A 13838-nucleotide genomic window follows, 5' to 3' on the forward strand; every position below is an offset into this window, starting at 1 on the left:
CGGCTCAGGCGGTGAACGTGTCGAATGCCTTCAGCGCCCGCGCGGAATAGGCGAGCGATGGTCCGCCACCCATATAGGTCGCCATGGCAAGCGCCTCGCATAATTCGGCCCGGGTGATGCCAAGCCGGATCAGGGATTTGACGTGAAACCCGATGCAACTGTCGCAGCGGGTTGCGATGGCGATGCCCAGCGCCATGATCTCTTTCGTCTTTTCGGGTAGGGCGCCCGATTGCTTTGCCGCGCGTCCCATGGCGTTGAACCCCGCCATTGTATCGGGAATTTCACCTGACAGCGTGCTGACTTCGTCCGAAACGCCATCCATGAACGCCCGCCAGTCGGTTATTCCGCTCATCAAGCTGCCCTTTCGTCGGATCCCATCCGCCGTTCCAGCCAACGGACGAAAAAGCTGATGATCAGCACCAGCACCAGATATTCCACGATCAGCAGGGAATAGATTTCCAGCGGCCGGTATTCCGTGACCACCAGTTCGTTCGCGCGCCGCGTCAGCTCCTGCATCCCGATCACGCTGGCAAAGGCCGACATCTTGACGATGTAGATGAATTGGTTTGCCAGCGGCGGCAGGATGCGGCGCAGGGCCTGGGGCAGGATGACATAGCGCATCGTCTGCCAGTAATTCAGCCCGATGGTCTGGGCCGCCTCGCTTTGACCCCGCGCGATAGACTGGATTCCCGCGCGATAGATTTCAGCGGTAAAGGCCGAGTCCGAAATTGCCAGCGTGATCACCGCGCCCCAGAAGGCATCGATGGGAATATTGAGCCCGAAAGACCGAAAGATGATCGGCAGCCCGTAAAACACCCAAAACAGCATCGGCAACAGCGGAATCGACCGGATGAATTCGACATACACCCGATTGACCAGCCGCCAGCCCCGCCTGTCCGAAAGGCCGGGAAGGGCGACGATCAGCCCAACGCTCATCGATATTGCCGCCGCCAGCACGGACAACAGGATCGTGGCCCCCATGCCGCTGATCAGAAAACGGACATTGGTCCAGCCCTGCGCGGTGCGCGGATCGATCACATACCAGCCCCAGACCTGCCCGCTGCCACATGCCGACAGCGCCAGAAGTGCGGCGAAAAGGACAAACAGCCGCATCAGTGCTTGAGGATCTGCGACAGGAACAATCGGCAGCGTTCGGATTTCGGCGCATCGAAAAACGCGGCCGGCGTGCCGGATTCGACGATCTCGCCCGCGTCCATGAACACCATCTGATCGGCCACCTTTCGCGCAAATCCCATTTCATGGGTCACCACAACCATCGTCATGCCATCCAGCGCCAGTTCGGTCATCACGTCCAGAACCTCGGAAATCATCTCGGGGTCCAGCGCGGATGTCGGTTCGTCAAACAGCATCAATTGCGGCTCCATACACAGGGACCGGGCGATGGCGACCCTCTGTTGCTGGCCGCCTGACAGATGCGAGGGTTTCTTGTCGGCCTGTTCGGGAATCCGCACCCGCTCAAGATATTTACGCGCCCGGATCTCGGCCTCCTTGCGCGACAGACCCAGCGCCTTGATCGGACCAAGGGTGAGGTTTTCCAGAACCGTCAGGTGTGGAAACAGGTTGAACTGCTGAAATACCATTCCGACGTCCGAACGGATCGCGCCAGAGTCCGTGACGGTTTCGCCGTTCAGCCGGATCGTCCCCGCCTGATGCGATTCCAGCCGGTTGATACAGCGCACGACGGTCGATTTTCCCGAGCCGGACGGCCCGCAGATCACCACCTTTTCGCCACGCTGGACGGTCAGATCGATGCCTTTCAGAACCTGGAAGTCGCCAAAGAACTTGTCGACGCCGATCATCTCGATGGCGGGTTCGGTCACGGCGGCTCCTGCGGATCACCCAAGGTTTGTGGTTGTCACAGGATACCTTTGGTCTAACTCTGGCGACAAGGGCATAACGTACACAAAGACGTGCCATGTTTGGGACGTGCCATGTGTGGTTGCAACAGAAATACCGGGAATGCGGGAGATCGCGATGCTGAAACGACTTATGGGGGCCGCCGCCCTTACACTGGCCCTCACTTCGGCAACGGGTGCGGTGGCGCAATCGGCGCTGAACCGCATCCTTGATGCCGGAGTGCTGAAGGTCGGAACCACTGGTGACTGGAATCCGATGAGCGTGCGGGATCCGGCCACGAACAGCTATATAGGGTTCGATGTCGATGTGATGACCGAACTGGCATCGGATCTGGGTGTCGAGCTTGAATTCGTGCCAACCGACTGGAAAACACTGGTGAACGGCGTTGTCGCCGGTCAGTATCAGGTGACCGGCAGTGCCAGCATCAGCCCCGCACGGATGAAGGCGGCCGGGTTCTCGGACCCCTATCTGATGGCCGAGATCTTTCCGTTCACGATCGCCGACAAGTCCGACAGGTTCGACGGCTATGAATCGGTAAACCAGCCTGACGTTGTCGTGGCCACCACCCTTGGCACCACGTTCGAGGTGCTGGCGAAAGAGTGGTTCCCCAATGCCCAGATCAAGGTGGTCGAAGCCCCGGCGCGTGGATATCAGGAAGTGATCGCAGGCCGGGCCGATGTGTTTGTGACGTCGAACATCGAAGGCGCGACGCTGAAAGAGAAGTTTCCCATCGTCCGCGTCCGGAACACCGAGCCTCGCGCACCAAGCCCGATTGCCATGCTCCTGCCGCAGGACGATCAGGTCTGGATCAACTACATCAACAGCTGGATCGAACTGAAAAAGGCGGTCGGCTTTTTCGAGAAGACAAAGGAAAAGTGGGGCCTTTGATCCCTCACCACAATCGGTGCAAGCGGCCATGTCTTCGGGTGTGGCCGTTTTTGTTTCCGCACGTGGTTTGGCCCGCGCAAACCCGTGGCTGGAACGCAGAGCACAGGGCCGGGGGCGCGTTTCTGTTTGCACCTGTCGCATCGCCATCCGATAGTGATGCCGGTGCCGCCCCGGGCGGTGCCGTTATTCACCTGCATCCGGCAAAATGACAGATAAAGCTGCCCTTTCCCTGCGCAACACACCGTTGCTGGCCGCCATGTCCGACGCTAACGCGGCACGGCTGCTGGCGGCGACCCGGCATCGTGCAATCGCGCAGGGTGAACGGCTGATCACGGCAGGCGATGGGGCCGATGAATTGTTTCTGGTCCTGCGCGGGCGATTTTCCGTGCTTTCGGGGGGGCGGCTGATTGCAGCAATCGGCGCCGGTGAACCCTTGGGCGAGATGGCTTTCTTTTCCGGCGGGGTGCGGTCTGCCGATGTGGTGGCATCGCGCAGTGGCGAGGTTCTTGTGTTGCGCCGGGCCGATTGGGATGCGCTGGCCCGCGACCTGCCCGAAATTGCCCAGTCGATACTGGCCGTGCTGGCGCGACGGTTGGAGCAGGCCAGCCGCCATGCCATCCCGCTGCGCCCGCTGGCGCCGACCTGTATCGCGCTGACCGGCGATGTCCCCGAAGCGCTGTTGCAGCCGTTATTGGGTGCGCTGGGGCGGATCGGGCGGTGGAGCGCCCTGCGTGCGGGGGCCGGGGATGCCCGTGCCACGCTGCACAACATGGAGGCGGCAGGGCGCAAGATCGTGCTGGTCGATCCGCCCGGCGATCTGCTGGATGACGTGGACGAGGTGTTTCATTGTGACAGCCTGTCCGCGCCGCCTGTTGCGGGTCCCGGCAACGCGCGCCATCTCGTGCTTTGGCGTGACAGGGCGGGCGACGCGATCACTGGAACGACCGAATGGCTGGCGCTGCGTCCGGGTGTACGCCATCACCATGTGGCACTGGACCGCAGCGGCGATATCGACCGTCTGGCGCGGTTCATCGACGGCTCGGCCCTTGGGCTGGTGCTGTCGGGGGGCGGGGCGCAGGGCACGGCACATTTGGGCGCGCTGAAGGCGTTGTGCGAAGGCGGTATCGCCTTCGATTGTATCGGCGGAACAAGCGCAGGCGCAGCCATGGGCGCGGCGCTGGCGCTGGAGCGTGACCCCGACGCCGTGATGGATCTGATCGAAGACGTGTTCCTGCGCGCCCGGGTTATGGGGCGATATACGATCCCGAAATACAGCGTGATCGACGCGGGCCACTTTGATGCCGCCCTGCAACGCCACTATGGCGCGCACCGGATCGAGGATCTGCCGCTGTCGTTCTTCGCCGTGGCCACCAGCCTGACGACCAACGACATGGCCGTGCTTGAACGGGGTCCGCTGTGGCAGGCCGTGCGGGCCAGCACCTCGATTCCGGCGATCTTTCCCGCATGGATCGCCGAGGCGGGCGAGGTTTTGGTGGATGGCGCACTGATCGACAACGCGCCGATTCAGGCAATGCGCAGCCGCAAACCCGGGCCTGCGGTTCTGTTGAACCTGCTGCGCAGCGGCGACTGGCGGGTCACGGGGGCTTACGGTGATTTTCCCGGGCGCGGCCGACTGATGTGGCAGACCTTTACCGGCCCGCTGCGCCGGCGTGTGCCCGCCCACCTGCCCAGCGCCATTGCGATCCTGACGCGCACGTTCAACGTCAACGCCCAGCGCCGGTTGCGCAGCGTCGATGCGCCGGGCGATGTGATGATCGATATTGCACCGCTGCGCGACATGCAGTTTCTCGATTGGACCCGGGCGCGTGAACAGTTCGAATCGAGCTATCGCGCCTTCTCGGGTGCACTGGAACTGGTTGACCGCAGCCCCGATGCCCCCCGCGATCCGGTAAAGCGCCTTGCCGCGGTGCGCGCTGCATTGCCGTGGAACATGGTCGATGATGTGGGCGGAGGCGAGACCCCCTGGGGCGATGGATAGCAGAATCGGCTTGGAAATCCCCCGGGGTCACGCCAAGGTCGCCGAAAATGACAGCGAGGGCAGGCATGTACGGGGATGTGAGCGGGAAGAAGCGGCATGTGGCCATCGTGGGCGCCGGAATCGTTGGGGTATCGGCTGCGATCTGGCTGTTGCGCGACGGGCACCGCGTCACCCTGATCGACCGGGCTGGCCCCGGTGAAGGGACCAGTTTCGGCAATGGTGGTGTGCTGGCATCCTGCGGGATCGTGCCGGTCACCGGGCCGGGGCTGATCCGGCGCGCTCCGGGCATGCTGTTCGACCGGGATCAGCCGTTGTTCCTGCGCTGGGCCTATCTGCCGCGTCTGATGCCATGGCTGGTGAAATACCTGCGTCATGCCAACGACGCTGACACCCGCCGTATCGCCGCCGCCATGGCGCCCATTGTTGGGGACAGTCTGGCCGATCATCTGGCACTTTCGGCAGGCACGGGGGCAGAACGCTTTGTCGTGCCGTCGGATTATCTTTATGTCTATCGCGACCGTGCGGCGTTTCAGGCGGATGCCTTTGGCTGGTCGATCCGCGCCGATCACGGTTTCACCTGGGAAGAGATGGAGCGTCCGGCGCTGACCGCCTGGGATCCGATCTTTGCACCCGAGCAGAGTTTTGCCGTGAAACTGGCCAATCACGGGCGGATCACTGACCCCGGCGCCTATGTCAAGGCTCTGGCGGATCATGCGGTGAGCCTTGGCGCGCATTTGATCCTGGCGGATGTTTCGGACGTTGTGCGCGACGGCGGGCGGATCAGCGGCGTGCGGGCAGGGGGCGAGACTATTCCCTGCGACGCTGCCCTGATCGCCACGGGGGTCTGGAGCAAACCACTTGCCGCACGCTTGGGCATCGACGTGCCGCTGGAATCCGAACGGGGCTATCATATCGAGTTGTGGGACCCTTCGGTGATGCCGAAAGCCCCGATGATGATCGCATCCGGCAAATTTGTCGTCACGCCGATGGACGGGCGATTGCGGCTGGCCGGTGTGATCGAATTCGGCGGGTTGGACGCGGCCCCGTCGCGCGCGCCCTTCGATCTGTTGTTGCGCCATGCAAAGGCGGCGATGCCCGGCCTGACATGGGCGCGCCAGACCGAATGGATGGGCCACAGGCCCGCCCCCGCCGATTCAATTCCGGTGATCGGCGAGTCGCCGTCGGTGCCGGGCGCGTTCCTTGGATTTGGGCACCACCATGTCGGGCTGACCGGCGGGCCGAAAACCGGGCGGCTGCTGGCGCAGATGATCGCCGGGCGGCGACCGAATACCGACATGACCCCCTATGATCCGGCGCGGTTCGCTGCCTGAATGACCGCTTCTCGGCCCGATCCCCTGCGTTTTGCGGCGCGCCATGGCCGCTGGGTGCTGGTTGTCGGGCTGGGCTTTGGCATCGGTGCGCCGGGGCTGGCCACGGTGCTGCGCCCCTTTGTGCCGCATATGGTGGTACTTCTGCTGTTTCTGGCGGCACTGCGGATCGGGCCTGCGGTGTTCGTGGGGGCGGTGCGTGCGCTGCCTGCGACGCTGGCGATGGTGCTGGCGCTGCAACTGGCGCTGCCGCTCGCGGTGATCGGCTTGGCGACGGCCGCGGGGGTGGCGAATACGCCGACAATTCTGGCCATCGCGATCATGACGGCGGCACCCTCGATCGTCAGTTCGCCCAATATGGTGGCGATGCTGGGCGCACGACCCGATACCGCCATGCGCCTGATGGTTTCAGGCACGGCTCTGTTGCCGCTGACGGTGATCCCGGTGTTCTGGGCACTGCCCGAACTGGGCGCGCTGGATGCGGTTTTGCGGGCCGCGCTGCGCCTTCTGGCGCTGGTTGTCGTGGCCACGGGCGTGGCATTTGCGTTGCGCCGTCTGGCATGGCCGGCGATGTCGGCGGTTGCGTCCCAGCGGTTGGATGGCATGTCGGCGCTGGTGCTGGCTGTTTTCGTGATCGGGCTGATGCCTTCGGTGGGGGCGATGTTGCGCGGCGATCCCTGGCAGGCGGCCTATTGGCTGGCCGTCGTGTTTGCGGTGAATGTCGGGTTGCAGCTGGTCACCAGCCGTTTGTTGCGCCATCGGCCCGGGCGGGTTCCGGTGGCGTTGATTTCGGGCAATCGCAACATGGCGCTGTTCCTTGTCGCCCTCCCGCCCGAGGTGACGGACCCGATTTTGCCGTTCATCGGCTGCTATCAGATCCCGATGTTTCTGACGCCGCTTTTGATGGAGCGCCTCTATCGCCCGAGGGTGCGGGCAACGCCGCCGATCTGACTGCGGATGTGACCGGGTAAAAATTTCGGACTCGCAAGGTGGGAACAATCCTGTAGCGTGGGCGGGTACATCACCTGAGGCGAAAATGACCGAACAGACAGCGCCCCTGATATTCGACGGGCACAATGACGCACTTCTGAAACTCTGGCGCAACGGCGGACTGGCGCAGGCGGCGCAGTTCACCAACGGATATGACGCGGCCGTGGATGCGCCAAAGGCGCGCGCGGGCGGGTTTGGCGGCGGCTTTTTCGCCGTTTATGTGCCGTCTGCCAATGCTCTGGACACCGCGAAGGAAGAGATGAAAAAGCCGGTCTATGACCTGCCGCTGCCTGATCCTCTCGCCTTTGAAAGCGCCATCGGTATTGTCATGGCCGAAGCGGCGATCCTGTTCGATCTGGAGCGTCAGGGCGCTCTGACCATCTGCCGCAGCGTCGCCGACATCCGCGCGACCATGGCTGCGGGCCGGATCGCGGCGATCTTTCACATCGAAGGTGCAGACGGGATCGACCCCGACATGCACACGCTGGATGTGTTGCACGCGGCGGGCCTGCGCTCACTCGGTCCGGTCTGGAGCCGTCCGACGATCTGGGGCCAAGGCGTGCCATTCCGGTTTCCCAGTGACGGAGACATCGGCGGCGGGTTGACAGGGGCGGGTGTGGCATTGGTCAAACGCTGCAACGCGCTGCGGATCATGATTGATTTGTCGCATTTGAACGAGGCCGGGTTTTGGGACGTGGCCAAACATTCGGATGCGCCTCTGGTGGCCACCCATTCCAACGTCCACACCATCTGCCCGCATTCCCGCAACCTGACCGACCGGCAACTTGACGCGATCCGCGACAGCGATGGTATGGTTGGGTTGAATTTCGGGGTCGCGTTCCTGCGCGAAGACGGGCGGATACAGAGCGATACGCCGCTTGATCAAATGATGCGCCATCTGGATTACCTGATCGAACGGGTTGGCGAAACGCGTGTCGGGTTTGGCTCGGACTATGACGGGACGACGGTGCCCGATGGGCTTGAAACCGTCGCCGATCTGCCAAAACTTCGGGCCGCCATGGCGAAACACGGTTACGATGCGCCACTGATTGCCCGGTTGTGCAACGAAAACTGGCTGCGCGTACTCGAGAAAACCTGGGGGGCGTAAGATCCCCCGGTCAACAAGACAACAACAGAGAGGAAAGTTCATGACTTCTTTCAGCAGACTTCTGTCGGGGGCTGCAATCGGCCTTGCGGTTGCTGTGACAGGTGGTTTCGCATTCGCGGAAACACCCGCGAACATGCTGGTGATTGCCAATCGGATCGACGACATCACATCGCTGGACCCGGCACAAAGCTTTGAATTTGCCGGCTCGGATGTGTTGCGCAACGTCTATGGCAACCTCGTCAACTTTGACCCTCTGGATCTTGAGGCCGGCTATCAGCCGGATCTTGCGACGGAATGGAGCGTGTCGGAAGACGGCAAATCGATCACCTTCACCATGCGCGAGGGGATGACTTTCACCTCGGGCAATCCGGTCACGGCCGAAGACGCGGCCATGTCGCTGCGCCGGGTGGTCACGCTGAACAAGACCCCGGCGTTTATCCTGACCCAGTTTGGGTTCACCCCCGAAAACGTCGAGGAAACCATCACTTTCGACGACAAGACCGTGACGATCACGACGGACAAGCAATACGCCACATCGTTTATCCTGAACGCCCTGACCGCGAATGTCGGCAGCGTGATCGACATCAAGACGGTGATGGAGCACGAGGCCGATGGCGATATGGGCAACACCTGGTTGTCCACGAACTCGGCTGGCTCCTATGCTTATAAGCTCGATTCCTGGAAGCCGAACGAATCTGTGACGTTGTCGTCCAACCCCGATTTCTACAAGGGCGCGCCGACGATGGAGCGGGTGATCGTGCGCCATGTGCAGGAATCCGCATCCCAGCGGCTGTTGCTTGAACGTGGCGATATCGACATAGCGCGCAACCTGAACCCCGAAGATGTGGCGGGGATCGAGGGTGCGGACGGCGTCAAGATCATCGACGAACTCAAGGGGCGGTTGATGTACGCCTCGTTGAACCAGAAGAACGAACAGCTGTCCAAGCCACAGGTGAAGCAGGCGTTCAAATATCTGATCGATTATCAGGGGATGCAGGACAGTTTCCTCAAGGGGAAGTACACGATTCACCAGAATTTCCTGCCAGCCACCTATCTCGGGGCGGTAGACGATAATCCGTTCACGCTCGACATAGAAAAGGCCAAATCGCTTCTGGAAGAAGCCGGAGTGCCGGAAGGTTTCGCCATCGAGGCGGGTGTGCGCGAAAGTCAGGAGCGGATCGAGATCGCCCAGTCGATGCAGAACCAGTTTGCCAAGGTCGGCATCACCATGAACATTACCGTAGGAACTGCGGCGCAGATCCTGTCGCGGTACCGGGCGCGCGAACTCGATCTTTATCTCGGTGAATGGGGCCCGGATTATCCCGACCCGCAGACCAATGCCGGCACTTTCGCCTACAACCCCGACAACTCGGACGAAGCGGGTGCGACCGGATTACTCGCATGGCGCAACGCGTGGGATGCGGGTGGGCTGACGGAAAAGGTCGACGCGGCGGTGATCGAGACCGACACCGCGAAACGTATCCAGATGTATCACGACATTCAGGCCGAATTCCGCGAAATTTCGCCGTTCATCATCATGTTCCAGCAGATCGAACAATCGGCAATGCGCGACAACGTCACCGATTTCTCGACCGGTCAGGCGATCACCGCGGCGTCTTATTGGCAGGTGACCAAGTAGGTGGCACTGAACGCGGAACCCGGGGGGCGCGCGCCGCGTGCGCCCCTTGCACCCATGGCGGTGGCTGTGGGCAAGACCATTTTGCAGATCGCCGTGACGATGCTGGGGCTGCTTTTTGTCACCTTCATCATCGGGCGGGTGATGCCCATCGACCCGGTTCTGGCCATCGTCGGCGAACGGGCAAGCCAGTCGACCTATAATGAGACCTATCTGGCGATGGGGCTGGACAAGCCCTTGTTCGTGCAATTTTTTATCTATATCGGCGATGTGCTGCAGGGGGATCTTGGCAAGTCGGTCCTGAATTCCCGCCCCGTGGCCGAAGATATCGCCCGGGTCTTTCCCGCGACCTTGGAACTGGCCACCATCGGCGTGATCATGGGCATCGTTCTGGGCGTGCCGCTGGGGGTGATCGCCGCTGTTCGCCGTGGCAGCTGGATCGATCAGGTGGCGCGCGTTGTTGCACTTATCGGATATTCGATGCCGATTTTCTGGCTCGGACTCATGGGTCTGTTGATCTTTTACGGCATTCTGGGCTGGGTCGGTGGGCCCGGGCGGCTTGATATCTTCTATGTCGATATCGTGCCACAGGTGACAGGAATGATCCTTGTCGATTCCGCGCTTGCCGGGAACTGGACGGTGTTCCAAAACGCGTTTTCCCACATCGTTCTGCCTGCATCGCTGCTTGGCTATTACTCACTCGCCTATATCAGCAGGATGACCCGCAGTTTCATGCTGGAACAGCTTTCGGCCGAATATGTCACCACCGCCCGCGTCAAGGGAATGAGCGAGTGGAACGTGATCTGGGGCCATGCATTCCGCAACATCCGGGTGCAGTTAATTACGGTGATCGCGCTGTCCTATGCCGGGCTGCTTGAAGGATCGGTGCTGACCGAGATCATATTCTCGTGGCCCGGGATCGGCAGCTATATCACCACGGCATTGCTGAGCGCCGATATGAACGCGGTTCTGGGCGGCACGGTGGTGGTCGGATTGGTGTTCATCCTGCTCAACGTGTTTTCCGATTTGTTGTACCGGGTTTTTGACCCGCGTGCGAAATAGGGTGGGCCGATGACCGAACAGACCCTGCGGCAATGGTTGCTGACCGAAACGCCGACTTCGCGCCGACACGCCCGGTTTTCGGCCCTGTACAAAGGGTGGCTGTCGTTTCGGGGAAACTCGATGGCGGTGATCGGGCTGGTGATCCTTGTGGCGCTGTTGCTGGTGGCGCTGTTTGCGCCGCTGATCTCACCCCACGATCCGTTTGTGCAGGATCTGGCGAACCGGCTGGCGCCGCTGGGGACCGACAGTCATGTTCTGGGCACCGACAGTCTGGGCCGCGATATCCTGTCGCGGCTGATCCACGGGTCGCGCATCACGCTTTATATCGTTGCGCTGGTGGCACTGATTGCGCCGGTGGCAGGGCTGCTGGTGGGCACGATTTCGGGCTATGCTGGCGGTTGGATCGACACCATCCTGATGCGGATCACCGATATTTTTCTGGCCTTTCCGCGGTTGGTTCTGGCGCTGGCCTTTGTTGCCGCTTTGGGGGCCGGGATCGAAAATGCCGTGCTGGCGATATCGCTGACCGCCTGGCCGCCCTATGCAAGGATCGCGCGGGCCGAAACCCTGACGATCCGGGGGTCGGATTACATCAGCGCGATCCGGCTTCAGGGCGCGGGGCCAATGCGGATCATCACCAAACATATCTGGCCGCTGTGTGTATCTTCGTTGATCGTGCGGGTCACTCTGGACATGGCGGGGATCATCCTTGCCGCTGCGGGCCTTGGATTTCTTGGCCTTGGCGCACAGCCGCCCAGCCCGGAGTGGGGCGCGATGATCTCGGACGGGCGACGCTTCATTCTGGATCACTGGTGGGTGGCGACGATGCCGGGGCTGGCGATTTTCATCGTGTCTCTGGCATTCAACCTGTTGGGTGACGGGCTGCGCGATGTTCTTGACCCTAAGGATTCAGGCTTATGACCCTGCTGGATGTCGAAAACCTTTGGGTGCAGTTTCCGACCCGGCAGGGAGTGTTTGACGCAGTACGAGGCGTCTCCTTCACTCTGGGCAAGGAACGTCTGGGCATCGTCGGCGAATCCGGCAGTGGCAAGTCGATGACCGGGCGCGCGATCCTGCGGCTGATCCGTCCGCCCGGCATTGTCAGGGCTGACCGGATCGCGCTGGAGGGTGTCGATCTGCTGGGCATGACCGAAAAGGAAATGCGCGCGGTCCGGGGGCAGCGGATTTCGATGGTCATGCAAGACCCGAAATTCTCACTGAACCCGGTGATGACCATCGGTGATCAGTTGATCGAGGCCTATCGACTGGCCAATAAATCCGACCGCAAGGGGGCGAAACAGGCGGCACTGGATGCTCTTGCCTCGGTTTCTATCCGCGACGGGGAACGGGTGATGCGTGCCTATCCACACGAGATGTCAGGCGGAATGGGGCAGCGGATCATGATTGCGATGATGCTGATTCCGGGGCCGCAGATCCTGATTGCGGATGAACCGACCAGCGCGCTGGATGTCAGCGTCCAGCGGCAGGTGCTGGCGATCATGGATGATCTGGTGACCTCGCGCGGCATGGGGCTGATCTTTATTTCCCACGATCTGAACCTTGTCGCTGATTTCTGCGACCGTGTGCTGATCATGTATGCCGGTCGCGTGGTCGAGGTGTGCCGCGCCGACCGTCTGCATGAAGCGACGCATCCCTATACCCGGGGCCTGCTGAATTCGCTGCCCCGGCTGGACGAACCGCGCGAACGGCTGAGCGTGCTGAAACGTGATCCCGCATGGTCCGAAGCCCCGGGCGTGAGTGGCCGGATATGAGCATGTTATCAGTCGAACACCTGAACGTCTGGTTCGGCAAGGGGCACAACCGTGTGGATGCGGTGACCGATGCCAGTTTTGACGTTGCACCGGGTGAAAGCTTTGGACTGGTCGGCGAATCCGGATCGGGCAAATCCACCATCCTGCGGGCGATCACCGGTCTTGTGCCCACCTGGTCGGGCCGAATCACGGTGGATGGTCAGGACGTCGCCAAAAAGCGCCACCGTTCCTTTTACAAAACCGTGCAGATGGTGTTTCAGGATCCCTATGCCTCGCTTCATCCGCGCCATTCGGTGGATGCGGTGTTGGGTGAAACACTGCACCTGCATGGGTTCCGCGACATTGATGCGCGGGTCGTCCGGCTGCTTGACGATGTGGGGCTGGGCCAGAAATTCCGCTTTCGCTTTCCCCATCAGCTGTCTGGTGGACAGCGCCAAAGGGTGGCGATTGCCCGCGCACTGGCGGCGGAACCCAGAATTTTGTTGCTGGATGAACCCACCTCGGCTTTGGATGTGTCCGTACAGGCGGAAATTCTGAATCTGCTGACCGATTTGCGTGCGGAGCACGGATTGACCTATGTCATGGTCAGTCACGATCTGGCGGTGGTCGGCCATGTCTGTGCCCGGTTGGCCGTCATGAAGGACAGTCGGATCGTAGAAATCATGGATGTGGACAGCCTGCGCGCGAAACGGGCCAATCATCCCTATTCGCAGGAACTGCTGCGCAATTCGGTGGGTGCGTGAAGAGATGCCTGAAACGGAGCATGTCTGAAATGCGTCGAAAAGGACGGAAGATATGATGCTGATGAGCCTGCACCATGTGCAATTGGCGATGCCGAAGGGCGGCGAGGCCGACGCGCGTGCTTTTTACGGTGGCATTTTAATGTTGCAGGAAGTGGCAAAGCCGTCCGAGCTGGTCGATCGCGGTGGTTGCTGGTTCGAGGCGGGGTCGGTCCGGGTCCGGCTGGGCGTAGAGACGCCCTTTGCACCGGCGAAAAAGGCCCATCCGGGTTTTATGGTCGCCTCGCTTTCGGTGGTCGAAGACCGGTTGCGCGATCACGGCATATCGTTCGAGCGTGATGTGGTGCTGCCAGATGTGCACCGTCTGCTGGTCCATGATCCATTCGGCAACCGGATCGAACTGATGGCGCGGCGCGACTGACTCGCCGGAACCGGGA

At 61.6% G+C, this 13838-nt stretch carries 14 protein-coding genes; 11 read left to right on the forward strand and 3 right to left on the reverse strand.

Going from position 1 to position 13838, the window contains the following annotated elements; genetic code table 11:
• Positions 1-4: 4 nt before the first annotated feature.
• The 3 genes from FQ320_RS13580 to FQ320_RS13590 are packed head-to-tail and all read right to left on the reverse strand — an operon-like array spanning position 5 to position 1841.
• Positions 5-352 carry a carboxymuconolactone decarboxylase family protein gene (locus FQ320_RS13580; protein ID WP_148473123.1) on the reverse strand — a complete coding sequence of 116 codons (348 nt, stop codon included), beginning with the start codon at positions 350-352 and terminating at the stop codon, positions 5-7.
• Complete coding sequence (locus tag FQ320_RS13585; protein ID WP_148473126.1) at positions 352-1113, reverse strand: amino acid ABC transporter permease; 762 nt, start codon at positions 1111-1113, stop codon at positions 352-354. The genes FQ320_RS13580 and FQ320_RS13585 overlap by 1 nt, the downstream gene beginning before the upstream one ends.
• Positions 1113-1841, reverse strand: a complete 729-nt coding sequence (locus FQ320_RS13590) for an amino acid ABC transporter ATP-binding protein (RefSeq protein WP_305080834.1) — start codon at positions 1839-1841, stop codon at positions 1113-1115. The genes FQ320_RS13585 and FQ320_RS13590 overlap by 1 nt, the downstream gene beginning before the upstream one ends.
• A 154-nt stretch (positions 1842-1995) precedes the next feature.
• On the opposite strand from FQ320_RS13590, the gene FQ320_RS13595 reads away from it, so the two are divergent.
• The 11 genes from FQ320_RS13595 (at position 1996) to FQ320_RS13645 (ending at position 13822) form a co-directional block, all read left to right on the forward strand.
• Complete coding sequence (locus tag FQ320_RS13595) at positions 1996-2766, forward strand: transporter substrate-binding domain-containing protein (RefSeq protein ID WP_187393900.1); 771 nt, start codon at positions 1996-1998, stop codon at positions 2764-2766.
• Positions 2767-2971: 205 nt separating this feature from the next.
• Positions 2972-4765, forward strand: a complete 1794-nt coding sequence (locus FQ320_RS13600; protein WP_148473128.1) for a patatin-like phospholipase family protein — start codon at positions 2972-2974, stop codon at positions 4763-4765.
• A 47-nt stretch (positions 4766-4812) separates the two neighbouring features.
• Positions 4813-6096, forward strand: a complete 1284-nt coding sequence (locus FQ320_RS13605) for an FAD-binding oxidoreductase (RefSeq protein ID WP_255509502.1) — start codon at positions 4813-4815, stop codon at positions 6094-6096.
• On the forward strand, positions 6097-7044 hold the full coding sequence (locus FQ320_RS13610; protein WP_148473130.1) for a hypothetical protein: 948 nt from the start codon (positions 6097-6099) through the stop codon (positions 7042-7044). It begins immediately after the preceding gene.
• A gap of 85 nt (positions 7045-7129) precedes the next feature.
• Positions 7130-8191 carry a dipeptidase gene (locus FQ320_RS13615; RefSeq protein WP_148473132.1) on the forward strand — a complete coding sequence of 354 codons (1062 nt, stop codon included), beginning with the start codon at positions 7130-7132 and terminating at the stop codon, positions 8189-8191.
• A 40-nt stretch (positions 8192-8231) separates the two neighbouring features.
• Positions 8232-9830: an ABC transporter substrate-binding protein gene (locus FQ320_RS13620; protein ID WP_148473134.1), complete on the forward strand. Its 1599-nt coding sequence runs from the start codon at positions 8232-8234 to the stop codon at positions 9828-9830.
• Positions 9831-9884: 54 nt separating this feature from the next.
• Complete coding sequence (locus FQ320_RS13625) at positions 9885-10889, forward strand: ABC transporter permease (protein ID WP_148473367.1); 1005 nt, start codon at positions 9885-9887, stop codon at positions 10887-10889.
• 9 nt (positions 10890-10898) lie between these two features.
• Positions 10899-11810: an ABC transporter permease gene (locus FQ320_RS13630; protein ID WP_148473136.1), complete on the forward strand. Its 912-nt coding sequence runs from the start codon at positions 10899-10901 to the stop codon at positions 11808-11810.
• A complete protein-coding gene (locus tag FQ320_RS13635) occupies positions 11807-12661 on the forward strand; it encodes an ABC transporter ATP-binding protein (RefSeq protein ID WP_148473138.1) in 855 nt (284 codons plus the stop codon). The genes FQ320_RS13630 and FQ320_RS13635 overlap by 4 nt, the downstream gene beginning before the upstream one ends.
• Positions 12658-13404 carry an ABC transporter ATP-binding protein gene (locus FQ320_RS13640; RefSeq protein ID WP_148473140.1) on the forward strand — a complete coding sequence of 249 codons (747 nt, stop codon included), beginning with the start codon at positions 12658-12660 and terminating at the stop codon, positions 13402-13404. Before FQ320_RS13635 ends, FQ320_RS13640 begins: the two co-directional genes overlap by 4 nt.
• A 52-nt stretch (positions 13405-13456) precedes the next feature.
• The gene (locus tag FQ320_RS13645) at positions 13457-13822 is read left to right on the forward strand and encodes a glyoxalase (RefSeq protein ID WP_148473142.1); all 366 of its coding nucleotides are present in this window, start codon (positions 13457-13459) and stop codon (positions 13820-13822) included.
• Positions 13823-13838 lie beyond the last annotated feature (16 nt).

Origin of the sequence: Oceaniovalibus sp. ACAM 378, assembly GCF_008085915.1 — a bacterium.
Taxonomy (GTDB): domain Bacteria; phylum Pseudomonadota; class Alphaproteobacteria; order Rhodobacterales; family Rhodobacteraceae; genus Oceaniglobus.